This window comes from Methanothermobacter sp. CaT2 (genome assembly GCF_000828575.1).
Classification (GTDB): Archaea; Methanobacteriota; Methanobacteria; order Methanobacteriales; family Methanothermobacteraceae; genus Methanothermobacter.
In genome coordinates this window covers 308,830-332,832 of record NZ_AP011952.1, presented here as the reverse complement: position 1 = coordinate 332,832, position 24,003 = coordinate 308,830, and the positions used below count along the sequence as shown (strand labels likewise).

Sequence of the window (24,003 nt, the reverse complement as noted above, 5' to 3'; positions counted from 1 at the left end):
TTGTAGAGTATTCGCAGTATCCATATATGGTATGGCACAATAGAATAACTGCAGAGAAAAAAAGAATCTGATTTCTGGAAGGATTTCACCAGAGGGGAATCCTCAAGCAGATCAAGAATCCTGAGCGTGTGAATATGGTGGTTATTGGAGTTACAGGGATGCCCGGCGCAGGGAAGGGCGTTGTATCAAGGATAGCTGAGTCGATGGGTTTCAGGGTTATAAGGATGGGTGACGTAATAAGGGATGAAGCCCGGAAGCGAGGTGAGGACCCCGGTGTGACGGCCGTTCGCCTCAGGGAGGAATACGGTAAGTACGTGGTTGCCGAAAAGTGCGTTGAAAGGATTCAGGAGTCAGAATCAGAAATGTTCCTGATAGAGGGAATAAGGAGCCCCCATGAGGTCGAGATATTCAGAAAAAGGTTCCCTGGCTTCAGGGTCATATCAGTATTCTCAACAAGAAAGACCCGCTTCAGGAGGCTCCGGAAGAGGCAGAGGGAGGACGACTCTCAGAGGTATGCAGAATTCGTTGAAAGAGACGAAAGAGAACTTGGATTCGGCATAGGCGACGTCATAGCGACCTCAGATTATATGATAGTCAATGAGGGCCCGATATGGAAGATAAAAAAACAGGCAAAGCAGATACTCAGGAAACTTGCAGAGAAGGGTGAGGAGAGCAGCAGAGGAGGACAAGAGGATGGATAAAGTTAAAGTTGAAGCCCCGGTCAGGGCGACAGAGGATCCAGAGAAGGTTGGGGAGGCTGTTCTCAACGTCTTCCCTGAACTTGAAATTGAGGTTGAAGATGACGCCGTGAGGGGCACCGGTGATAGCGGGAGCCTCAGGAACCTCCAGGAGGCCCTTGAAAAGAGGAGGATAAGGCTCACGGCAAGGAATATACTCAAAAAACACCTCAGGGGCAATTCAACATGGTTTTACATTAACAAACAGGCCGCCCTTATGAACCGGGTGAACGTCCTTGAGGAGTCCATCTCCGCACTGGGTGACATACTTGTGGAGATTGAATCAGACGATATAATGGGTTTAATAGACTGGCTGGCACCCGATGTCTCAGTCCCTGAAGACGTTGCTGATTGAGCTCACAGTCAGACCTTAACCTAATCCTTATCAACCAGCACAGCCCTCTTTATGTCCAGGAAGCCATTATCAAAGAACCACTTCTTTTCGTATTCAAGTATCTCGAGTCGCTTCTTAAATATTGGACCGTCAAGGACCAGTGATTCGGCTTCACCACCCTCAAATGCAGGGTTTATACCGTACCTCTCACTCAGATCCGCCAGTTCATCTATCATCTTTCTGTCAACTATCCTCCCAAGCCATGACTCATCAAGACCCTCAGCTGCAACAGCCGTCACCATGACCCTGAATCCAAGGTCAACTATCTCCTCCATGTAATCCAGGGGGTCCCTGTGCCAGAGGGGTGCCACTGACCTTAAACCCAGCCTCCTGCAGATGGAGTCTATCCTTGACTTCTGATACTCGGAGTAGAGAGCCCCGGAGTAGACAGCCTCCACACCCCTCTCCCTCAGGGTCTTAAGTGTGCCGGCGAGGTCCTCAACCTCCTCCTCCTCAACCCCTGCGGTCCTGGATTCTATGAGGGGTATTCCAACGGCCTCTGCAAGGAGGGCTGTCAGGTGTATGTTGGGCACATGGTACATATGGGATTCAGGGTTATCTGAGATCACAGATACCAGAAATTCGACCTCAGATTCCTGCAGTGCATGGTAAAGGGCCATCGTGCTGTCCTTACCACCTGAATATAGAACTGCAGACCTCATCAGACACCCCTGTATCTCTGGTATATACCCCTCACAAAGCCGAAGATGGAGTCAATGAAAACACCTGCAAGTCCTGTTAGCATTCCGAGGACACCGCAGAAGAGTACTATGTTGGATTTATCCGGGAGTGATCTCTTCAATGCAGCCACCTTCTCCTCGGCTGGACCCTTCACCCCGGTAACAACTATCTCCCTTGCCTGGAGGTAGGATACCACCTGGTCAACATTCTGGGGCTTCACCTCCACCACCAGGTGGACGGTGCTGTACCTTGTTTTTATGCCTCCAGTGTACATTAACCACTCTGCAAGGTTTTCAAGGGCTTTTACAGGATTGTAGCCCTTTTTAACCTGTAAAATTATTGTGCCGTTTGTGTAAACCTTCCCTGATGTTATGTTGGAGTCTATTATCGATACCTTCTCCTCTATTATCCTTTTACGGTTCTCTGAAAATCTGTCAGTCCTTATCACTATCCCCTCTGAATGGACATCCACAACCCCCTCCTGGGCTGCGAGTTCCTCTGTGAGCTTCATTATATCCGTGGCTGTTGAAACATCAGCCGTTACATTCTCTGTGCCACCTTCAGTGGAGATGTATACCCCCCTCGCGATCTCGGGGATCTCATCATAGACAGGGGATATTAAGAAGGCCCCGCCGACCGTCCCTGCAATGAAGCCTATGAAAACCACAAATAGCAGGTTCTTCTTCCCGATTATTGGTGTCATGAGACCTGTAGAGAATATGAATGCAAGCAGTAGAATAAAGAGGGCCAGCATTACAGTTACACCTAGAACGTCCATTGTATTCACCGCAGATCCTTATAGAAGGCTTTTTAACAGTTTATCAATAGTATTTCATGGGAACTTAAATATCTTGTGATCAGATGGCTCACTGGAATTCCCTCTTGCCAACTATCTGGCCGCCCTCAATACTGACATAGACCTCCCTGACGGTCCTGCCACCCCTCTGAAGCGGAACAACCCAGACAGGAACATCGGTACCGTTTATAGTGATTGAACCCCTCGATGGCTGGCCCGCAGTGTAACCCGATTCACCGGCTATCTGCCTTGCCTCCTCGGCTGTTACATTCTCTGTGCTGCTGCTGGTGTTCTCTGATGTCATGTTGGGGATGTTGATGGGCACCGGCTGGGGCTGAGGCTCAACAGGGCTGGAATCTGAAATCCGCTCCCTTTCACCTGAATTGAAGGAGCTGTATGAGTAGATTACTATTGAAATTGTGACTATGCCGATAAGTATGAGGGCCTTATATTCCCATCTAAGATCATCAAGCAAGGTATTTCCTCCTTAAATCTCATAATGTCAGCTCATTGGCGTATCAGGATCTCAGTATCTTCATTACCGTTATTGTACCGGTTCCTCACAGTGCTCAGGTTATCTTCGTTACGGTTATTGTACCGTTCTGGTTCCTCACAGTGTATTTTCCAGGGGTCATGTTGGTTGTGGTCACATTCACCTTCGGTATGATACTCAGTTTGATCCTCTGGGATTTGTAGAACACGGTGACCTGCCCGTTCCTCACCTCAACGGTGTAGGGAAAATCAGAGGGTAGTGTAAGGTTAACGGCAAACCCTGGACCATTGGTGTATGCTGCATTGACGGCACCTGCAACACGTTCACCCATCATCCTTGCCTGGCCCAGTTCACCGGCCTGTGTCCTTGAGAGTTCACTGTCCACCATGCTGACCATACCCGCAATTATTATGAGGGCTATCAGTGTTGCAAAGAGGAAATCTATACTTAAAACTCCACCTTCATCCATTGGATCACCTTTAACTGCTGACTCAAAACATTAATTGTAGTTGTTTGCAGCAAGACCTAGGAGGTTCTTGTAGGTTGCTGAGAGACAGAAGGGTGCCCCCAGCGGGTCGTACATGTCATTTTTCCTGACCTTTATGGTTGTACCTGCGATTCCAAGGAAGTATTCCCTGTCGACCTTCGATATGTACTGGTTGCCGTTGTGGTCCTCAAGTAGTGGATCCCCTATTATGAAGGTGCTCATCCTTGCGTAGGCAGGATCAGCGGAGCTTGAACGGTTCTCAAGCCGGTCAAAGAAGGAGAGTCCGTTGGGGTCCACGAAGTAATAGGGCCTCGGGGTGATGTTACTGGGGTTATCTGTCCCGTTAAGACAGTACCACAGGTTCTGAAGGCGGCCCGCATTATCAATACTCTCATTCAGGCGGTAATCGGCGTAGGTACCGTTAGTTGCATAGTATGGGTACTTGTATATGACGTTACTTGTACGGAACTTCGTGTTTATCCATATGTAGGGGTCCTCTATACCCTCAAGGCTCACATATGATGAGACCGGCGGGAGTGTGAACTCATAGACCTGGTCCTGCTGGACAATCTTCAGGGGTATGCCCCTCCTTATCTCAACCCTGAACCCGAAGGGGTCGTCCTGTGTAAGGGTCACGTCGGAGGTTGTGAATGTGGCGCTGGTGTAATTGTTTATGGGTACATTGTTGATGTAGATCTGGCGACCGGTCTGCCTTTCAAGTTCCAGGGACGTGTTTATGATGTTGTCATTCAGGGCATTCACAACGTTCTCTGTTATATTCGCCTTGCTTGTCCCCTGCGGGAAGAACTCTGCATTGTCTATGACATTCCTTGATGCATTGTAGGCCGCGTTACGTCCGGCGTCAGCCGCAGCCTTCTCCACAGTTGAATATATTGAACCCACAACGGTTATGGTGACATCACCACCCGTTGAGAGTGCTGCCAGCATGTTGGCCTCGTTGACGATGTCCCCGTATGATATGGCTATTATGATGACCGGTATGAAGAGGAGCACTGCGAGGGGTGTGAATGCGTATCCATCCTCATCGCCAATTATCCCCATAATCAATCCCTCCATAGTGTTAATCTAACCGGCAGGGAGTTCGGTATATCCCCGGTGTAGAGTGCCTCTGTCCTTATCAGTGAGGGGTCAATGCTGTAACCTGATGCCTGGAGCATGGCTATGAGCTCCTGCCTGGCAAGGGCCTGGGCCGTGTATGCATCATTGGCGTATTCTGTGGCCCACATGTTGGCCAGGAATTTCGGGTAGATCACGGCCACCCGTGTACCGGAGTATATCTCGGCGTTGGAGTCCCCTGACTCCCATCCAGCACCTGAGTTTATGGTTACACGGATATTGTATGTGCCGGGCCTTGTGCTGTAGTTGCCGGGGTTTCCGCCTGTCGTGAATATCCTGCTCCCGGCCACATCGATGGCCCCGATATCCAGGGAGAATGGCACCGGCCCGCTGTAGAGCTGGGTCCAGGCACTGGTTGAGTTTTTAACCTCAACCTTAATCGACTTAGTATCCAGGCCTGCCCCAACAAAGAGGAGGACCTTCTTGGCGTCTGATCCTATGGTGAACTGTCTAACAGGTGCTGATACATTTGTTGAGTTCTGGTAACTGTTGAAGGGATAGTTGTGCCACTGGATCGGGAGTGATGTGTATGATACCGTGGAGTAGGAGTCAACAAGACCCACGAGGTCGTAGTCCTGTCCCGGAACGTTGTCCCATATTGTGACGCGGACCCTGTTTGTCTGGCCAGCCCGGAGGTAGTCCCTGATGTAGACTATCCCCGGCACGTTACCGTATCCGTCACTGACTGTACTGTAATCCACGCCTCCGTAATCAAATGAACAGAAGGCCACATTCCATGCTGTGCCGTTCCAGACCTCCACCAGGGCATCGTCAACACCACCGTATGGGTTCACGACGGTGTAGGCGTCAAGTATCCTTGAACCGGGAGGTATCGGTATGTCCTGGGTGACGCTCACCGCGGAACCATCAGCAGTCCAACCATTAACGCTATCAATTACAAAGGGGAGACCGTCTGAGTAGGCATGATTCTGTCTGACCATGCTGTTCCAGGTTATTACCCTCCTGGTGTTGAGGCTGGTGACTGTGCCCGTGTTCAGGTCATATATACGTCCGTAACCTAGGGTCCCATTCGTATCTAACCTTGTGAGGCTTGGCACCGCCAGTCCCGCAGCATCATTGAACTGGAAGGTCCGGGTGATGATACCCTTCGGGACCTTTATGGTGGTTGTGTAGTTGGCTATTATTGAGAACCAGGGAAGGTCATAGTCGCTGCTCCCTGTTGTGGTCATGTTTGTGAACTGGACATAGAAGTTGTTGCTTCCGCCGGTGAGGGATGTGATGTTACCCTGATAGTTGTACATGAGCTCCCTCGTGGTCCCGGGACGGAGGTTGAGGAAGGTGAAACTGTCGTTTCTCACGATATGCGGCACATTGTTTATAACAACATTCGCCCCGTAGGATGACCGGTTCCGCCGGTTGCAGGACCCCAGGAGAAACCTTCCCCAGTTGATACTGGTTGATGGGACAGAGAAGCTGATGTTTCTGGGGGCTGTCTGGTAACCCCAGTATGGTCTATAATAGAGACTGCTCCAGTAGTTACTAAGCCAGTTATGGAAGTTCCAGACCGTTGTTGTTGAGTTTATCTCCTGGTCCTCGAGGGTGACCTCCTCCATCTTGTACCATGCGCGTCCGAGCCAGCCCTCCTCAGGTCCTGAAATAACGATGGCCCTTGATGCAGTGTCCCTTGAGACGAGTATGCCGCTATCGTTCCTCAGGGTCGGATATGGCCCCATCTTGAACTCATAACCAACCCCTGGAGGTAGCAGGGACTGTAACTCGGACTCTATGAGGTTCTCTGCCCCCGCGGTGTTGTTGCGTGAGTACATGGCGGCTGCAGAGTAGAGGGTCCCGTCCTGCCTCATAATATCCAGTGCATCCGCTGCGAGGGCCTCAAGGTGCTGGTGGTCAGCCCCCATGTAACTGGGCAGGGCGAAGTAGGTTACGATTGACGCTGTGAATATGAATACAACTATGAGTGCCAGTACTGCGTCCGTTGTGAATATGAATCCACCCTCATCATCATTGAAACCACGGATCATTTCATCACCTTTCAATCACTTTAACCAGAGATACAGGACGAACCTTGCGGGTCTTACCCTCACATTGTCCAGTGTTATCTGCCCTGGGGGTGTCCCCTTCGGCGCTGCAAGGATGTATACATCCATGGAAGCCCCGGGGTTACTCTGGGTCCTGACACTCAGTATGTTGTCCCTGAACTCTGTGTAATTGTAGAGGTAGGTCTCATTTATCTGCTTCTTTATCTCGGTTATATGCCTGTTTATCTCATTTGGTGGCACGACACGGTTGTTGTTAACATCCACGAAGGCAGAATCGTACCCCCTGTTTATAACAAGGACCCAGTAGTCATATATCCTCAGATAGGCATCATTGGTGGGGAAGTTGGTTGTGTATGTCCTTGGCTGCCCGGCGTCCCTTATGAGGCCCTCCAGTGAACCAACACGCTCCACCTTTGTTGTGAGGACGTAGCGTTCAACCCTTGCAATGTCAGGGGCGCTGGTGTTGAGTGTCCCCAGGGTCCTCACTGTGAGGCCCTCGGTGGTGCTTATGTTGATGTAGTATCCATACTCGGGACCCACCAGTTCCCCCATATTCGTTGTGTTAATCCCTGCGATCTTGGCAGGGGAGAGGTAGTTCTTCTGGGGAATTTTTCTGACCGGGTCGTACCTTGCAAGTCCTATGCTATCAGGGTTTCCCTTCTGTTCCCAGTCAGGTGGGGTCCCGGATGATTCCACCAGGGCGTCGGCTACATCAGATGCCTGACGGTCAAGGGAGCTCTGATAGACGGTGCTCTGGGTGAGATACATGATGTTGTCCATGTCAGCTGCCAGCATACCGAGCAGTATGGTTAATGGTATTATGGCCAGGAGTACATCAAGTGAAAATGCGAATCCCCTTCTATCAGACAGTAAATCCCTCAATCTTATCCCCTTCCATTTTATAACATAATCTATGACAGTAACTATTATTATATATTTATCCATATATCAACGTGAGGGATGTATTATGGACTTCAGGGGACAGATATCAGCCGAGTTTCTTTTGATCGTTTCATTCATAGTGGTAATTGTACTTGTTTTCTCATCAATCGCAGGCCCCCAGTCACAGGAAAACAGCATCGCAACCGCTGCCAGGGAGGGCGCGACCGGCGCCATATCTGAGATGTCCTATACGAATGTATCGATGAAACCCATGAGGGTCACCGGCATAAAGATCACCGGCGGGAGCAACAGGGTGATAAGCATCTCCTTTGAAAGGCCGGTTCCCCCTGAGTACCGTGCCCTGGTCATCAACAGGACTGTGGAGTCACTCCTCACCGTCAGCGGTGTGAAACCGGTTAACAGCACCACCGTCAGACTTGGGGACAGGACATACACGGTCCAGATATAGGCGATATCCCTGATATTTGATTTTTCAGTGCAACATTAAGGTTCCGCATAGAATCTGAAAAATTAAGGGTTATTAATCAGCGGAGGCCTTCCACTCCTATTATCCTCACCGGCCTGTTACCCCTCATGCTCATGACCGAGCCCTCAACTGCAAGCTTCACAGTATCATGGACATCAACATGGAAGCCATTATTCTCAACTATGTAAACATCGGGTTTGACGTTGCTCCTTATATCATAGTCAACACGTACATAGGAGGTGTTCTCACCCACCTCTATAACCTCACCGAAGGTGTAGTCACGCACATACCTCACCCTGAATATCAGGAAGACCGCTGCAACCGCGATCACCGCGAAGAGGAGCGTTGTGAGGGCAGGGAAGAATACGAATGGAAACGCCATTGTCAGGGCCGAGTTGCCTGAGACAAGGATTATAACCACACCCACAGCCACGTACATGAGGAAGAAGTCCCTGTAGGCCTCAAAGTCCCCGGGGTACATTACCCTTATCTGTCTGTAGAGTATGTAAAGGAGGAGAGCTAGGAGCAGAAGGGCAGCCGGAAGGAACACAAGGATGGATATGAAGTTGAAGACATAGACTATGGATATTATGATGAAGAGTGAGGCTGCAATCTGGAGTTTGAGGACAGCATTCTCCTTCTCTGCCGGGTCAAATTGCGGGGTCCTGATTATTATGGGTGCATCGTCCTCAGGTATCCTGATGTCATGGTTCCGTGCCTCCTCAAGGATCTCCCTGACCTCCTCATCACGCTGCACCGGTATTCGCTCCCCTATCGTCCTTGTTTTGTCATGAATTTTATCCCGTATTTCATCCACCTCGACCCTGGAGAGTCCCTCCCGCAGACCTGAGGCAGCCCTCCTCATCCTCCCGGGGAGCCTTACCAGTTCAAATATGACGGTTCCCATGATGTTAAATAGAGCTATCACTGCACTGCCGAGTCTTGAGAAGAAATCCATTCAATCACCTACTTCCTTGTCACATTCGTTACAACAACGTTGTTTGAATCCAGTGGCCAGTATATCACAGCTGTGTACCATCCCCTCTGCACCTCCACGGACTGTGATGTCACGTTGTACTGTGTCGGTGCAGTTATATTTGATACCGTGCCGTTGGTGTAGGTGACTGTGAATATGACGCTGTTATTGCCGGTGATGAGGACTCCATCAACCGGTATGTAGAAGCTCACCGTCCTCTTTGCACCCGGCCCGTTGGCGTATACTATGTCAGCCGCATTTGCAATGGTCTGAACAGCCACCTTGGCATCTGATGCCCTTGAAACATCAGTGCTTGCCTCAATTGAACTTCCTATGAGGGGTATCGTTACTCCTCCAAGGATGAGGAGGACCACGAGTATCAGCAGAAGGTACTCCAGGGAGACCTGTCCCCTGCTATCCATATAGATCACCTTTAAACATCTCTGTATTAGATTCTGTAGGGCTACACTTATATATTTGGTGAAGATCCGGGGAGATCATGGCAGTGCCCACCCCGTTACCATTATCTGGCTCACCAGACCGGTAACCCTCACCAACTGAACTAGAATATGATGTCAAATAACCTGAAGAGTATCATTGCAAGGTCCCCTATGAGGAGTGAAACCAGAAGCCCTATGAAGATTGCAGGGGCAAAGGGCATGCCGCGTCTTATCCGGAACTCATCCTTTATCCTGCCCCTGGATACAAGGTCCCTGAGGGTCTCAATCTCCTCCTCCCGGAGACCGGCCGCCATGGCAGATACCACAGGTTCACCCCTGTAGGTCAGTGCAGATACATCACCGGTCCTCGCAGCTGTCCGGAACCTGTCCAGGAGTGAACTGTCATCGAAGTAGTATTCATCACCCTTCCTGTAGAGGGTGCTTGCAAGTATCATGCCCTCCTTCAGTTCATCCACCCCCATGGTGTCCTGGAGGGCCTCCCTCGTGATGGATGTGAGGAGCTTCCTTATGAGCTGTATAACCGTTATGGAGACCCAGAGAATTACAACTCCACTCACGGTCAGCTCAAAGTTCGTGTAGAGCGAGTAGACTATGATCACCGATACTATAACCGCCTTAACCCTTGGCGGTAGGCGTGATATGACCATGGTGAGGAGGTAGACAAGGATCAGGGAAAGTACTATGATCTGGAAGGGGAGGAAGTCTGTTATGATGAATGTCAGGGTAACGGCGGATGTTATAACCAGGGCCAAGACCATGCTGGTCCTGTACTGACGCAGGGGCTCCATGAACTCATCCATGAGGTGCCTCCGGGATGTGTAGATGATGAAGAACACATAGACCAGGAGGAAGGGGAGGAGCGCCAGTATACTGTTTATTATGACCGTGAGTGGAAAGGGGTAGGATGCTGTGACAGGGAAGGCTGTTCCTAGGAAGCTGTAGCTTACCAGTGACGGCTGGAATGGTAGCAGGGAGGTTACCGCTGTGAAGAGCTTCACATCACCACCTGCCCAGGCCCCCATCCTCCAGAGGATGTATCCCAGGGCGAATATCCCGGCTGTGAAGATGGCTGTGTAAATGAATATCCAGGGATCCGATTCCATGAGGGCCCTCGCACCATTCAGGAGAAGACCGAGCCCGATAACAGGAAATGTCAGACGGTTGGGTATTATACCCCTTTTTATATCACTGTATGAAGCATAGAAACAGGCCAGAAGTGCTATGAATACCGAGAGTAACTCTATGACCATTAATATCACTCCTTGAAGCTTAGAGATGGATATTACAGAAAATCATGATTTATTAATTAATTCTCAGTGATCTCTATTTAAGTTTTTGTGGTTGATTTCTCCGGGTGCAGCACCGGCAATCCCCGTATCAGAGGGGACACACTCCGGGCTGCAGACTGACAGATAAATCCATGATACAGGGACACCGAAATATGCAGCATTTAACCAAAAATCTATGCTCACAGAACACTGCAGCACTGATATGAGTAAAGGCAATAAAGCATATTAACCCGGGACCAGAGATCTATGGTAAAGGGAAGGTAAGGATGTGATTATCTGTCCTTCAGTATCAGGGAATGGATTGCTGGCGCAGACAGGAGGGCTGTTTTACTGATGCTCATAATATTCGCTTCAGGTTTCGCCCTGAGAGCAGGCACGGTGACTGTGGCTGGAATATACAGCGAGGCCCACTCCCAGCCCCTCATGTATGATATGGACTCCTACTACAACCTCAGGCTCGCCAGCAACCTCTTAAATGAGGGTGAACTCTCAGAGGGCGGGTGGGACAGGTACTCCTATTACCCTCCCGGGGTCCCCCTCGATTACCCCCCCTCTGCTCCCCCACCTCACCGTCACCCTTTACCTGCTATTCACCTGGTTACTTCCAGGTCTCACCGACACCGCATTCTGGCTTCCAGCCATCATTGCACCCCTCGCAGGGGTCGCTGTCTTTGCAGTTGCAAGGTCCCTTGACTGTGATGACGTATCAGCCACCACAGCAGGCCTCCTTGCCACTGCAGCCCCCTTCTACTTCATGAGGACCGTCCCTGGTTTCTATGACACCGACATGTTCAACCTCGTCCTCCCCCTTGCCATCCTCTTAACACTCCACCTTTCTCTCAGGGATGGTGACTGGAGGATGGCCGTACTCTCGGGGGCCCTCATGGCTGTCTTCGCCGCAGCCTGGAATGGGTGGCAGCTCATCTACTCGATTATGACCCTGTCGGTGATAGTCCACTCGCTCCTGTATCGTAGAAGAGAACCCCTCATATTCCTCATCACCTCCACGCTTCTCATTGTGCTGATGGATCCGCGGGCCATTCCATCCATCCCGGTGGGGCTGATGAAGATACCCCTTGCCAGAGCAGATCCATTCCCTGACCCCTATGCAAACATAACAGAGCTCCAGCGGCCAGGTTTTGATGACGTGCTGATGGCCCTTGGACCCGGCCTCCTCCTGGCGGGTCTGGCTGGTTTCAGGCCTCTCTTCCGTGACTGGAGGGATAGCATGGTGCTCCCGGTAATCATCCTCTGGACCCTCACAGGTGCCGCCTCACTACTCTGGGGTATAAGGTTCTCTGAGCTCCTCACTGCACCCCTTCTCATAACCTCCGCGCTATTCCTTGCAGATCTGGGGACCGCCTCCAGGGTATCCCCCGGTTTCAGGAGGAAGCTTCAGGTTGCAGTCGCCATCATGGTGGTCCTTCCATCCATCATCATCTGTACGGGTCAGTACAGCGCCCTCCACCCCCGGGTGGATGACAGCCTTCTGGATGCTGCAGACTACATAAGAGCCAAAACCCCGCCTGATACTGTGGTGATCTCTAACTGGGTCCACGGACACTTCTTTGCATTCATGGCCAACAGGCCGGTGAACTTCGATGGCAGACTGGCCTACATTGAAACTGCGGCGAAGAGGGGGCCTGGATACCCCCTTGACCCCCGTATCCCTGGAGTTTACAGGGAGTACTGGCAGGACCGGGCCCTTGCAACGACGGACCCCCACCTGGCAGATGAGATACTATCCATGCTGGCATCCTCAGGTGATGAAGCCTACCTTGAGGTACTGAACGCCACCGGGGACCCGGCTGGCTCTGCAGTCATTCTGGGGGATGTGCTGGCTGTTGATGGGTCCTCAAGGGCAGAGTACCTGCAGGATAGGGGACTTGACCCTGTTGCTTCAGGGAGAGTTGCCTCAACCCTCAGCAGGAGATCCGGCTACGTCCTTGTGACCTGTGACCGGCTCATTGATAAGGGGTACTGGATACTCTATTATGGTAACTGGAACTTCACAGGAAAAACCAGGAAGCCGGTGTACTCCACAGGGAGTATAGTTCAGGGCTGGCCCCTGAGAACCAGTGACGGTCTGCTCTGGGATGGTGAGAGGATCTCATTCAATGGTTTGAGGGTCTCAGAACTGTACCTCGTGGATGCTGGTGTCAGGAAGGTGGAGGGCGACCCCCAGGGGGGTCTCGTTGCATTTGTACTCTATGACAGGAACCGGACCGTGGTCCTGGAGCGTGGATATGAGGATTCCATGTTCGCCAGGCTGGTGCTCCTTGGTGATGGTGGAGGCGTCTTCAGGGTAGCCATGAGGAGCAGGGATGTCACGGTATGGGAGCCCATCAGGGATTGGAATACTGGATAAAAAGGAGTTGGGCTGTTTTTCCTGCTAAAGATGTAGCGGTAGATAAAAAAGATTTTGCCGCTTTATTAACGGCTTTTTTCAAGGGCGGCCCTGAGGAAGGATACAAAGAGTGGATGGGCCCTGTTTGGTCTTGACCTGAACTCTGGGTGGAACTGGCATCCGAGGAACCATGGGTGATCCTCTATCTCAACCATCTCCACGAGGAAGTCGTCCGGAGATGTTCCTGAGATTATAAGACCCTTACTCTCCAGTTCCTCCCTGAACTCGTTGTTGAGTTCAAACCTGTGCCTGTGCCTCTCACCCACGAGTTCGGTGCCGTAGGCCTCATGTGCCAGTGTACCCTCCCTTATCCTGCACTGGTAGGAGCCAAGGCGCATGGTACCCCCCATGTTCTTTATCCTCTTCTGCTCCTCCATCATGTCTATGACAGGGTAGGGGGTTTCCGGGTCGAACTCTGTACTGTTGGCACCCTCCATGCCGTTGAGCCTTGCGAATTCTATGACCATGCACTGCATGCCCAGGCATATGCCGAAGATGGGAACCCTGTTTTCAAGGGCGAACCTGACCGCCTCAAGTTTTCCTGCGATTCCCCTCTCACCAAATCCACCAGGGATGAGTATGGAGTCGAGACGTGAAAGGTCCTCCTCATTTACTGCATCATCGGCACTTATCCACTCAATATCAACCCTTATCCGTAGGTGTGCCGCTGCATGTTTGAGGGCTTCCCTTATACTTATGTATGAGTCCTCAAGCTCCACGTACTTGCCGACTATTCCAACGGTAACCACCGGCTCATCTATCATGAGTGACTCAACTATCCCTGCCCATTCACTGAGGTCTGCTTCACCATCAACATCCAGTTCTATCCTCCGGACTATGTAGTCCCCCACCCGCTCACTGTCAAGTACCAGGGGGACCTCATAGATTGATGATGCGTCGGGGGCATTCACAACAGCCTCCTCCTCAACGTCACAGAAGTGGGCTATCTTCCTCTTGAGTGAGGAGTCTATGGGCATCTCACTCCGGCAGATGATCATATCAGGGTTTATACCTGTACTTCTGAGCTCCTTTGTACTATGCTGTGTCGGTTTGGTCTTAAATTCCCCTGCAGCCCTCAGATATGGGACGTAGGTCACATGGACGAACATGACGTTCTCATGACCCTCCTCGTTCCTCAGCTGCCTGAGGGCCTCCAAGAAGGGCTGACCCTCTATGTCACCCACCGTACCCCCGACCTCCACCAGTACCACCTCAGCACCGCTTTTATCAGCGATTTTCCTTATCATTGACTTGATCTCGTCGGTTATGTGTGGTATTATCTGTACACAGGAGCCCAGGTAATCCCCTGACCGCTCCTTATTTATGACGGACATGTAGACCTTCCCGGTTGTTATGTTGGCCTCACCAGGGAGATCAGAGTCCAGGAACCTCTCATAGTGGCCCAGGTCAAGGTCTGTCTCCATTCCATCATCGGTTACAAAGACCTCACCGTGCTGGTAGGGGTTGAGGGTCCCTGAGTCCCAGTTCAGGTAGGGGTCTATCTTTATGGCTGTCACAGATAATCCATATGATCTGAGTATCCTGCCTATTGATGCTGCTGTTATTCCCTTTCCAATAGAGCTTACAACTCCTCCCGTTACAACGATGTACTTGGCCAGATGAACCAACTCCTCAGATTAGTTTGATGGGTCAATATATGTGATTAGGATGTTAAAAACTCATTGCCTTAACCGGGCAGCCGGGTCCATCATGATTTCCATGAGCCTGTGGGCCTCCCATGTGCCCAGGGACCCCTCCCTGACTGTGAACTCGTCATAGGATTTCACCTGATCAGCATCCACTCCGTCACCTGCAAGGATGCATGGTACGGGGTCGGGTACATGGGTCCTGATCTCAATGGGTGTGGGGTGATCCGGGAGGACCGCTATCCTGTGCTCATGGTCTGAGAGCGCATCAAGTAACCTTCCGAGGACGAAGCGGTCTATATTCTCTATGGCCCTTATCTTCTCTTCAGCGTCACCGGCATGCCCTGCCTCATCGGGTGCCTCAACATGGACGTAGAGGAAGTCGTATTCCTCGAGGGCCCCGGCAGCGTATCTGCCCTTGGCCCTGTAGTCTGTGTCCAGGTAACCTGTGGCGCCCGGGACATGGATGTTTTCAAGACCCGCATATACGCCCAGGCCCTTTATCAGGTCCACCGCAGTTATTGTGGCACCTCTAATACCGTACCTTTCACTGAAGGGCTCCATCGATGGTCTTAAACCCTGTCCCCAGAGCCAGATCATGGTGGCCGGTCTCTTACCCATGGATTCCCTTTTGAGGTTCACCTCATGGGATCTGAGGACGCCTGCTGATTCCAGCATTAGCTCCCTTATATGGTCTGCCTCCTCTGAGCCTGAGGGGAGGTGTGCGGCCACAGACTCTCCCACTATGTCGTGGGGTGGCTCAACCCTCACCGAGGTGTAGCCCCTCCCCTCTATAACAAAGAGGTTTCTGTAGCTCACACCGGCATAGAACCTCCCGCTGGTTTCAAGTTCATGATTGAGGGCATCTATGAGCCTTGACGCCTCGGCTGTTTCTATGTGCCCGGCGTTGAAGTCCACGATCATCTCATCAGCGTTTATGAGGTTGCATCTGAATGCCACATCATCATCGCCCAGCTCAACACCTATGCTTGCAGCCTCAAGGGGGCCCCTCCCGGTGTAGTACCTGCGGGGGTCGTAGCCCATTATACTGAGGTTTGCAACATCTGAACCCGCCTCCATCCCCTCCGGGACTGTCCTTAGAAGACCGCACGCACCCATCCCTGCAAGCTGGTCCATGTTGGGCTTATCTGCCACCTGCAGTGGTGTTTTACCGTCGAGTTCATCAAGGGGGTAATCCGCCATTCCATCTCCAACAAGAATAACATGTTTCATGGTTATCACTGAAAAGAACCGTAAAGGCGTTTAACGCCCTCCAGACTTCCTCCATATGGTGATGGTGTCTGTGAGCATGGCCGAGGCCGTCTCAAGGGATCCTGCGCCACGTCCAACAGCTGTCACCTCACCTGCAAGGTCTGTCCTGAGGGTGGCCATGTTCAGTGTCCCGTCCACGGCGTAGGGTGACCCCATTCTCACCAGCCTGGGTCCGACCTCCAGCCTGTCCCCTGAGATCTCTGCAATGAGTTTTATGAGGTACCCCTCCTGGGCTGCCAGTTCAATGGCCCCCTGGGTTATACCGGTGATCCCCTCGACCCTGACATCCCTGAGGGTGCATGGCCTTCCGAGGATTGAATTGGCGATTATCACAGCCTTGCAGGCCGCATCAGTACCTTCAACGTCCTGGGCAGGATTTGTCTCTGCAATGCCCAGCTCCTGGGCCTCAATGAGGGCCTGCCTGTAGGATGATCCCTCAGAGGCCATCCTGGAGAGTATGAAGTTGGTGGTACCGTTCAGGATACCTATCACAGATTCTATGGTGCATGATGCGAGGGTCTCCCTTGCAAGGTTTATTATGGGCATGGCACCCCCCACAGATGCCTCGAACATGAACTCAACACCTGCCTCAGAGGCCGCCTCCATGAGTTCAGAGTAGAAAAGGGCCAGGTGCCCCTTGTTTGATGTTACAACGTGCTTCCCGTCACCCATGGCCTTCAGGACCAGTGACCTGCCGGGTTCGCCGTCCTCTATATTTGTTGGTGTTGCCTCCACCATGCAGTCATATTCGGCCTCATCAAGGAGTTCATCTCCGGTCATCCCCTCGTATCCTGAGGGATGTGACCCCAGGCCGGCCCGCTTCTTGTGCTCGAGTATCCCCCTGATGTCAAGGCCATCCGGGTCGTGGAGGGCTCCTGATGAATCCGCGACTCCTGTGAACCTTATGTCGAGGCCATACCTTTCCCTCAGATACTCGCCCTTCATCTGAACGGCCCTGAGGAATCCCTGACCAACAGCTCCCAGTCCAACAAGACATATCCTCATAACCCTCACCTAGACCTCGCTTACAAGCAGGAGGTTCCTCTCCATGGCGGCTTCATTGATCCTCCTCAGGACCTCATCCCTGCTGCCGTGTTCTGCTTCAACGGTTATCCTGGCTGCTGATCTACCCTCTGACATTCTGAGGGAGAGGTCCAGTACACTGGCTCCCTGGACGCTGTTCACGGCCTCCACCGTCTCCTGAAGGTCGCCCTCTGCAATGTCACCTATGAGTATGGTGGTGAATTTCTCCCTCAGGGGGGCGCCGTCCATCTCAATGATGTTAACACCCTGCTCCTGGAGCCTGCCTATGGCTGCGTCAAGTGTTTCCCTGTCACCCTCCACCGTGAGCTGCACGGGCACCACCGGGCCGTATTCACGGTCTCTCTCATGTATAACCGTCACTATATTCACGCCGGTACTTCCCAGGGGTTCAAGCACTGACACCAGCTGCCCCGGGGCGTCTCTGAGTTCAATAACCAGGTTTAACCGCATCTGAAACACCTACTGGGTCCATTCACCCCTCTCAACGACTATGTTACCGTCATCATCGACCGGGGCGTTTCTGAGGATCTTCCCGGGTTCTGTTTTTTCTTCCTCATCCTCCCTGGTCCTGTTAAGATTATCCACTATGTAGTATGTTTCCTCGAGTTCAGGGACCTCCTCAAGGGCCCTTGAGAATTCCTCAAGGATCTTCTCAGCCTCTTTCTCTATCTTCATATCAGACTCCTCTCAACTTGATGGATAAATGTGAAACACATAGAGTGTATGGTCCTGCCCTGATATAAGGCTTAGCCAAAGTGGTTCAAAAGGTAACAGAATCAGCTGTCAGACATGGCCCCGCCATGATATTGGGCTTAGCCACGGAAACCCCAACAACCCCCTACTCAGGCAGAACAAAAAAAAGAGAAAAGATAATATGCCATGCCCCGTCCGCTGCAGATTATCGATTAAATATGACAGTCCTCCACATGAATGCTGCAGGGCCACCTGCACCGGGGCCCCCAGCTTAAATTATAGAGGTGCTCCTGATCAGGGCCGTGGAATTATTCATATGGTTCCATGAGCCTCCTCATGAAGGCCTCATGATCAAAACCAGGGATGACCTTCCTCCGCAGGACCTTATCGATACCTGAACCGTACTGTGCCGCCTTCTTGGGCCTCATGGCAATGTAGTCAGGGACCCCCATCTCAAGGGCCGCCTCCCTGAGTATGCGTTTTCTGAGTTCATCCTCCGGGCCATATATCTTGAGGTGTGCCGGTATGCTCATTGCCACCCCTATCACCTGGAGGTCGAGGAAGGGGACCCGCAGCTCCACCGAGTTTGCCATTGTAACCGCGTCATCCCTTTCAAGGTTAACATGGTGGATGTTTTCAAGGTCGTGCCGGAGGGCTTCCTCGAGTTTTCCCTCAGCCAGGAGGCGCCTGTACCTGTGGTATCCTGCGAAGAGTTCGTCTGCGCCCTGCCCAGAGAACATGACCCTGTATCCTTCTGCAGATGCAGCTTCTGATGCCAGGTAGAGGGGCATTGCAACGCCGATCTTCATCAGATTGTACTCCTCTATCGCCCCCAGCACAGGGGGGAGGGCCTCCCTGATGGTATCCTCTGTAACCTCCAGGACCTCAAGTTCCATTCCAAGGTCAGCTGAAGCCCTGGATGCGAAGTGAGGGTCGCTGGAACCAGTGAGCCCCACGGTGTAGAGCCTGACATCAATGTGTTCATCAAGGAGTACCGCCAGCAGTGTGCTGTCAACGCCGCCCGAGAATACCAGGGCAGCCTCATCCAGACCTCTAACTCTCCTCTCCACTGATTCCCTCAGGGCTGATTTGAGATTCTCCCTCAGCTCCCCTGGTTCTGCGTCGGAGGGTTTCATCGTGGGGATTCCCCTCAGTTTCACCCTAACGCCGTTTATTATTGCATGTCCCGGTGGCAGGGTCTCCAGATCCCTCAGACCTATCCTCCAGAGGGCCTTCCTCTCGGATGCGAAGGCCTCCCCTGAATGGTAGAGGGGTTTGACACCGACAGGGTCCCTGACGACTGCAAGGTTCTCTCCGTCTGTATAGGCGAAGACATAGTCCCCGTCTATCCTGTTAACGGTGGCGCGCAGTGCATCCTCCAGGTCCCCGCCGTGGCCCTCTATGAGGTTCAGGATGAGTTCAGAGTCGCTGCCAGTCCAGTTCAGTTCCTCCTGGTTGTATATCTCGCCGTTGAATACCAGGACGCCCTCTCCTCTTACTGGCTGGGGGCCCCCCACGATTGAGAGGAGGTTATGGCCCAATGCAATCTCATCTGATGGCGGCGCATCCCTTATGTACTCCCCCGTCGCTGTCCTTACCATTATCCTGCTGTCGTGGTAGATCCCTGTGGCGTCGGGGCCCCGGTGTCTGAGGGCATCTAACATCTTCTGCACCTTCACCGGGGCGTCCTCACCCCTGAACCCTGCTATGGCGCACATCACGGTCACTTCTGTGAAATCAGGCCACCTTTTCACCGGCCTCAGGTCCCGGTTTCACTGAATATATCTCCTCCACGGTCATGAGTATGGCTGATTTTGGTTCAAGTTCTGTCATGACGTTCTGTGCCCACTCAACAACCATGTCAAAGTATTTTCCGGATTTAAATATTTCAACTGTTCCCTTGAACTGGTAGGGGCATTCCCTTGCGTTCTGTGTTATCAGGGCTATTTTTGGGTTCTCGTGGAGGTTCCTTATGGTTTTTTTCATGTAGTTATCTGCGATGAGGATTGTCCTCTCATCCAGGGGCCTTGCGAAGCCTATTGGAACAACATTGGGCGTTCCTTCCTCATCTGCGGTTGCAACAAAAACCAGATTCTTTTCAATTGCATCCATCATCTCGGGTGTCATCATATCATATCACCGTTTATCTATTACCATGGAGGAGTAATAAATTTAACCCGGATCTTCTGGGTGATTCATGCAGGGAAAGTGAGGGGAAAACAGTGTATTTAACCCCTCTGCATACAGATTCGATACCACCTGTAAAAACCGGGGCGAGGGGATCCTGCCGAAAACTGGCTTTCAATCCCTGATTCTGTGACTAGGCCCCTTTGGACTCTGGAGGTCTGTATATCCTCTAAAAACCCTTAAATTTGTGTTCAGAGGGCTCTGGTTCCTTAATGGATACCATGAATTATTCGTGTAAGCCCATTCTTGTCTGGCCATCTCCCAGCCCATCCTTAAATCCCCTTAAAGAGGCTTTTATATTTAAAATGGGATTCCTTTGAAATCAGATTGTCACTAAAGATTTTATATGTGCCCATAGATTTGATATGGGATTGTAGGTTGCCTCTTATCCCATGAGGGGCAAGGATAAAGCATATTCATTTATCTCAAAAATAAAAAGCTCTGTGGTGGTCTATTTTAATTTAAAAAGCTCAAATATGTCTTTTTTTCGTCTGATAAACCGCAATGTTTATATATGATTGGATATTCAAGTTTTTAATGTCACAGTGACCCTACCGGGCACTGTGGATTGGAGGCGGTAAAATTTCGGTTGGCATGAGATATGTGTGCATGCTACTTGCATGCATACTCCTCATGAATACAGCAGGTTATGCAGTGGCAGCTGATAACACAGCATCCATGGCTGGATACACGGTGGAGGAACAGTGCTCAGAGAACAATCAATGTGAACTCATGAATGAAAGTGAAACAGGATCTGCAGATAGAGGGGATCAGAGCACACCCTCTGATCCAGGAGAGAACTGCAATGAATCCTGTACTCAAGATGCAGATGAAAGCAGGGCCACAGAATCTGGAGGTCCGCTGAATGTTAATGGCAGCAGCAATTCCTCAGCTTCAGTGGCTGTGAACATGGAGAACTCCACCGGCACAGTGAGGGCTGCAGGTGACAGCGCAGGCATAACGTCTGTGACCATCAGGGAAGCTGCAGCAGACCTGGTGAGGTACATCGAAACCTGCGGTAAACTCCCGGCGACAGTTTCAGTGGGAGGCCAGAAACTGGGTACTGCTCAGTTCCTCGACCTCATGCTGAAGGACCTTCTGAAACTTGGAGGGTCCAGGATCTCACTGACGCTGCGCACAGTTGGCAACGCACCGAACCCTTCAGGTTCAGCCACAGGACAGCTTTCAAAGTCAGCGTATCTCAAAGTGGCATCCAGTGTACTTAAATTCATAGACAGCAACAGGAGAGCACCCAACTACGTGAGTTCGGCCATAGGAAAGATATCCTATGACAACCTCGTCTACGCAGTTGCAAGGATCCTCAAATTCCAGAGTGACAACAATAGATTACCAAACTATGTCATCATCAAGAAGATCAGTGCATCAACAGCACCCACAGCATCACTCAGGAACAGAGCCGAGAACGATCCCTACACTGGTGAGAGCACCTCCCGGTACCTTGCTGCAACAGCAAACTGTCAGGTTAATGATCCATCGATTAAATCACTTGCAGCAAACCTGACAGCAGGATTAACCGGTGCATGGGATAAGGCAACAGCCATCTTTAACTGGGTGCGTGACAGGATAAGCTACAGCTTCTACTACAACACAAGGTACGGTGCCACGGGTACACTCAAATACAGGACAGGTAACTGTGTGGATCACTCGCACCTCCTGGTTGCCCTCTTCAGGGCTGCGGGTCTTGCTGCAAGGTACGTGCATGGAACATGTACCTTCACATCAGGTAACACCTATGGCCATGTGTGGGTACAGGTGCTTGTGGGTGACACATGGTACGCTGCAGATGCCACGAGCTCAAAAAACAGCCTCGGTGCTGTGAACAGCTGGAACACTGCAACAGCAAATATCAAGGGAATATACGCCAGCCTTCCCTTTTAATGGTGGTCCAGCACCACCATTTTATTTTTTTTGAGACTCAAAATTTAAAGTAGGGTTCTGCCTGACAGGATGCTAGACCCCTGCAATAAGAAGACTGCTTGTTATGACAAAGAGTGAAAGGCCCATATCACCCACTGCAACAGCAACCCAGAGGGGTACAAGGCCAGTGACAGAGAGGGCGGCCAGGGACAGCTTCACTGCAGCGGTTAACCCTGTGTTAACCTTTATGGTCCCCATTGTTCTCCTGCTGATGTCAATGAGTTCATCTATCCTCTCAAGGTCGTCCTCCACCAGGGTTATATCTGCGGTTTCAAGGGCCACATCTGATCCCCTGACACCCATGGCTATGCCCACATCCGCCGCTGCCAGTGCCGGGGCATCGTTAACACCATCCCCCACCATCACCGTAACTCCCACAGAGCTCAGTTCACCTATTATCCTCATCTTATCCTCTGGTAACAGGTTTCCACGGTATCTGTCAGCGCCGATCTCAGCTGCCACCGCGGCTGCAGCGTCCTCACTGTCACCTGTGAGCATCATGGTCCCGATACCCCGCTCCCTGAGGCTTTCTGTGATCCTCCCTGCAGATCTCCTTATACGGTCCCTGAGTCTTATGATGCCGATGACACCTTCGGGTCCTGCGAGGTGGACCTCTGTACCTCCCATGGATTCTCCACCTGCAAGTTCAGGGCTTCCAAGGGTGTACCTCACTCCATCTATGTAACCTGACACACCCCTACCCGGGATGGACCTGAAGTCTGTCACATCAAGGGTCCTGCCACCGTAGGATTCCACTATGGCCTCTGCAATGGGGTGCCCGGATTTCATCTCAAGGGACGCTGCTATTCTGAGTATCTCATCTCTCCTCTCCTCTGGCTCGACAGCGATCACCTCAGGTTTTCCCTCGGTGAGGGTCCCTGTTTTATCGAATATGATGCATCCTGCCGAGGCCATCTTCTCAAGGAACTCTGAACCCTTGACAAGGATCCCCCTGCGTGCTGCAGCGGTCATCCCGGAGACCATTGCGACCGGCGTTGATATGAGGAGGGCGCAGGGGCATGAGATGACAAGGAGCACCAGGGCCCGGTATATCCAGGTGAACGGGTCAGCTCCTGCGATTACCGGTATAATTGCTGTGAGGGCTGCAAGACCAATGACTGTGGGTGTGTAGATTGAGGCGAAACGTTCAATGAATCGTTCCCTGCGGGATCTCCTGAGGGCGGATCTCCTGACGGTTTCAATGACCCCTGCAAGGACGGTTGCCCCCGCGGTCCTTGTAACCCTGACCTCCAGGTACCCGTCAATGTTCTGCGTACCTGCGAATACCTCGTCACCCTCCCCCACGGTAACCGGGATGGACTCACCTGTTATGCTGGACTGGTCGACATTTGAGGTCCCCCTGGTAACGGTTCCATCGAGGGGTACAGTCTCCCCTGGTTTCACACCTATGGTGCTTCCCTCCTCAACATCCTCAACCCCCATGATCCTCTCCCCTCCATCAAGGACCCTTGCGGTTCTGGGTCTGAGTTTTATGAGGGACTCCACGGATCTATGTGATCTTCTGTGGGCGTACTCCTCGAGGTACTCTGCAATCTGGTACAGGACTGTTACAAGGGCTGCTTCAGTGTAGTCACCCAGTGCTATGGCGCCGGTGACTGCGATGAGTATTAGAAGGTGCACCGTGAAGTGGCCCCTGAGTACTGACCTGACTGCTGCCGGAAATATCCTGTATCCTGCTGCTACAATCGCGGCAAAAAGGAGGAGAATTGATATCATGCTTCCATGGATACCAGGGAGTATCCCTGCTGCAAGAAGTGAGGCTGATGCTACCATAACCAGTATTTCGTTACCATCATCTGATGAACATGAGCTGCATTCACATCCCATAAGATTCACCTGAACATATGAATAGACATTCATGTGTGTTCATATTATATAAGTGTTCCTTAATAATTCTGCCGGGATATTACTCAGGTAAGACTCATTGCATGACGGACCTCCAGGTATAAAGGTGCCG

The 24,003-nt window shown here is 51.6% G+C and carries 23 protein-coding genes and 1 pseudogene; 6 read left to right on the top strand and 18 right to left on the bottom strand.

Annotated features, from left to right (window positions below; all coding sequences use genetic code 11):
* The first annotated feature begins 134 nt into the window (after positions 1–134).
* Both MTCT_RS01860 and MTCT_RS01855 read left to right on the top strand, forming a co-directional pair.
* Positions 135–701 carry an AAA family ATPase gene (locus MTCT_RS01860; protein ID WP_048060819.1) on the top strand — a complete coding sequence of 189 codons (567 nt, stop codon included), beginning with the start codon at positions 135–137 and terminating at the stop codon, positions 699–701.
* Positions 694–1,092 carry an RNA-binding domain-containing protein gene (locus tag MTCT_RS01855; protein ID WP_048175291.1) on the top strand — a complete coding sequence of 133 codons (399 nt, stop codon included), beginning with the start codon at positions 694–696 and terminating at the stop codon, positions 1,090–1,092. The genes MTCT_RS01860 and MTCT_RS01855 overlap by 8 nt, the downstream gene beginning before the upstream one ends.
* 20 nt (positions 1,093–1,112) lie before the next feature.
* On the opposite strand, the gene MTCT_RS01850 is transcribed toward MTCT_RS01855, so the two are convergent.
* From MTCT_RS01850 to MTCT_RS01820, 7 genes are all read right to left on the bottom strand, one after another.
* A complete protein-coding gene (locus tag MTCT_RS01850; protein WP_010876071.1) occupies positions 1,113–1,793 on the bottom strand; it encodes a TIGR00289 family protein in 681 nt (226 codons plus the stop codon).
* Positions 1,793–2,590 carry a hypothetical protein gene (locus MTCT_RS01845; protein WP_048060818.1) on the bottom strand — a complete coding sequence of 266 codons (798 nt, stop codon included), beginning with the start codon at positions 2,588–2,590 and terminating at the stop codon, positions 1,793–1,795. The genes MTCT_RS01850 and MTCT_RS01845 overlap by 1 nt, the downstream gene beginning before the upstream one ends.
* 88 nt (positions 2,591–2,678) lie before the next feature.
* Positions 2,679–3,083 (bottom strand): hypothetical protein, encoded by a 405-nt coding sequence (locus MTCT_RS01840; protein WP_010876069.1) that lies wholly within the window; start codon positions 3,081–3,083, stop codon positions 2,679–2,681.
* A 94-nt stretch (positions 3,084–3,177) separates the two neighbouring features.
* Positions 3,178–3,570: a hypothetical protein gene (locus tag MTCT_RS01835; protein WP_010876068.1), complete on the bottom strand. Its 393-nt coding sequence runs from the start codon at positions 3,568–3,570 to the stop codon at positions 3,178–3,180.
* Positions 3,571–3,600: 30 nt separating this feature from the next.
* Positions 3,601–4,650: a hypothetical protein gene (locus tag MTCT_RS01830; protein ID WP_231855325.1), complete on the bottom strand. Its 1,050-nt coding sequence runs from the start codon at positions 4,648–4,650 to the stop codon at positions 3,601–3,603.
* A 2-nt stretch (positions 4,651–4,652) separates the two neighbouring features.
* Entirely contained in the window at positions 4,653–6,725 is a 2,073-nt protein-coding gene (locus MTCT_RS01825) for a hypothetical protein (protein WP_048175289.1), read from the bottom strand.
* A gap of 15 nt (positions 6,726–6,740) precedes the next feature.
* Entirely contained in the window at positions 6,741–7,625 is an 885-nt protein-coding gene (locus MTCT_RS01820) for a hypothetical protein (protein WP_048175288.1), read from the bottom strand.
* An 85-nt stretch (positions 7,626–7,710) separates the two neighbouring features.
* Here MTCT_RS01820 and MTCT_RS01815 point away from each other — a divergent pair, with 85 nt between their 5' ends.
* Positions 7,711–8,094, top strand: a complete 384-nt coding sequence (locus MTCT_RS01815; protein WP_010876063.1) for a hypothetical protein — start codon at positions 7,711–7,713, stop codon at positions 8,092–8,094.
* A 76-nt stretch (positions 8,095–8,170) separates the two neighbouring features.
* Here the strand turns inward: MTCT_RS01815 and MTCT_RS01810 are convergent, their stop codons facing one another.
* The 3 genes from MTCT_RS01810 to MTCT_RS01800 all read right to left on the bottom strand — a co-directional run bounded on the left by MTCT_RS01810 (position 8,171) and on the right by MTCT_RS01800 (position 10,799).
* Positions 8,171–9,070, bottom strand: coding sequence for a DUF2101 family protein (locus tag MTCT_RS01810; protein WP_048175287.1), 900 nt, complete (start codon positions 9,068–9,070; stop codon positions 8,171–8,173).
* A gap of 8 nt (positions 9,071–9,078) precedes the next feature.
* The gene (locus MTCT_RS01805; protein WP_048175286.1) at positions 9,079–9,510 is read right to left on the bottom strand and encodes a class III signal peptide-containing protein; all 432 of its coding nucleotides are present in this window, start codon (positions 9,508–9,510) and stop codon (positions 9,079–9,081) included.
* Positions 9,511–9,650: 140 nt separating this feature from the next.
* A complete protein-coding gene (locus MTCT_RS01800; RefSeq protein ID WP_048175285.1) occupies positions 9,651–10,799 on the bottom strand; it encodes an A24 family peptidase C-terminal domain-containing protein in 1,149 nt (382 codons plus the stop codon).
* A 372-nt stretch (positions 10,800–11,171) separates the two neighbouring features.
* Here MTCT_RS01800 and MTCT_RS09565 point away from each other — a divergent pair.
* A pseudogene (locus MTCT_RS09565) lies at positions 11,172–11,336 on the top strand (STT3 domain-containing protein); the annotation flags it as partial.
* Positions 11,314–13,206 carry an STT3 domain-containing protein gene (locus MTCT_RS01795; protein WP_048175284.1) on the top strand — a complete coding sequence of 631 codons (1,893 nt, stop codon included), beginning with the start codon at positions 11,314–11,316 and terminating at the stop codon, positions 13,204–13,206. The pseudogene MTCT_RS09565 and the gene MTCT_RS01795, both read left to right, overlap by 23 nt.
* A gap of 65 nt (positions 13,207–13,271) precedes the next feature.
* Here the strand turns inward: MTCT_RS01795 and pyrG are convergent, their stop codons facing one another.
* The 7 genes from pyrG to MTCT_RS01760 all read right to left on the bottom strand — a co-directional run bounded on the left by pyrG (position 13,272) and on the right by MTCT_RS01760 (position 20,030).
* Positions 13,272–14,873 carry a glutamine hydrolyzing CTP synthase gene (gene pyrG, locus MTCT_RS01790; RefSeq protein ID WP_048175283.1) on the bottom strand — a complete coding sequence of 534 codons (1,602 nt, stop codon included), beginning with the start codon at positions 14,871–14,873 and terminating at the stop codon, positions 13,272–13,274.
* Between the two features lie 51 nt (positions 14,874–14,924).
* Positions 14,925–16,124, bottom strand: coding sequence for a cofactor-independent phosphoglycerate mutase (locus MTCT_RS01785; protein ID WP_048175282.1), 1,200 nt, complete (start codon positions 16,122–16,124; stop codon positions 14,925–14,927).
* A 30-nt stretch (positions 16,125–16,154) separates the two neighbouring features.
* Positions 16,155–17,177, bottom strand: coding sequence for a homoserine dehydrogenase (locus MTCT_RS01780; RefSeq protein WP_048175281.1), 1,023 nt, complete (start codon positions 17,175–17,177; stop codon positions 16,155–16,157).
* Positions 17,178–17,657: an ACT domain-containing protein gene (locus tag MTCT_RS01775; protein WP_048175280.1), complete on the bottom strand. Its 480-nt coding sequence runs from the start codon at positions 17,655–17,657 to the stop codon at positions 17,178–17,180.
* A 9-nt stretch (positions 17,658–17,666) separates the two neighbouring features.
* On the bottom strand, positions 17,667–17,882 hold the full coding sequence (gene gatC, locus MTCT_RS01770) for an Asp-tRNA(Asn) amidotransferase subunit GatC (protein ID WP_010876054.1): 216 nt from the start codon (positions 17,880–17,882) through the stop codon (positions 17,667–17,669).
* A 326-nt stretch (positions 17,883–18,208) separates the two neighbouring features.
* Entirely contained in the window at positions 18,209–19,618 is a 1,410-nt protein-coding gene (gene asnB, locus MTCT_RS01765; protein ID WP_048176510.1) for an asparagine synthase (glutamine-hydrolyzing), read from the bottom strand.
* A gap of 19 nt (positions 19,619–19,637) precedes the next feature.
* Positions 19,638–20,030: a pyridoxamine 5'-phosphate oxidase family protein gene (locus MTCT_RS01760; protein WP_048175279.1), complete on the bottom strand. Its 393-nt coding sequence runs from the start codon at positions 20,028–20,030 to the stop codon at positions 19,638–19,640.
* A gap of 651 nt (positions 20,031–20,681) precedes the next feature.
* Between MTCT_RS01760 and MTCT_RS01755 the strand changes: the two genes are divergently transcribed.
* On the top strand, positions 20,682–21,986 hold the full coding sequence (locus tag MTCT_RS01755) for a transglutaminase family protein (RefSeq protein WP_048175278.1): 1,305 nt from the start codon (positions 20,682–20,684) through the stop codon (positions 21,984–21,986).
* Between the two features lie 72 nt (positions 21,987–22,058).
* On the opposite strand, the gene MTCT_RS01750 is transcribed toward MTCT_RS01755, so the two are convergent.
* The gene (locus MTCT_RS01750) at positions 22,059–23,873 is read right to left on the bottom strand and encodes a cation-translocating P-type ATPase (protein WP_048175277.1); all 1,815 of its coding nucleotides are present in this window, start codon (positions 23,871–23,873) and stop codon (positions 22,059–22,061) included.
* Positions 23,874–24,003: the final 130 nt, after the last annotated feature.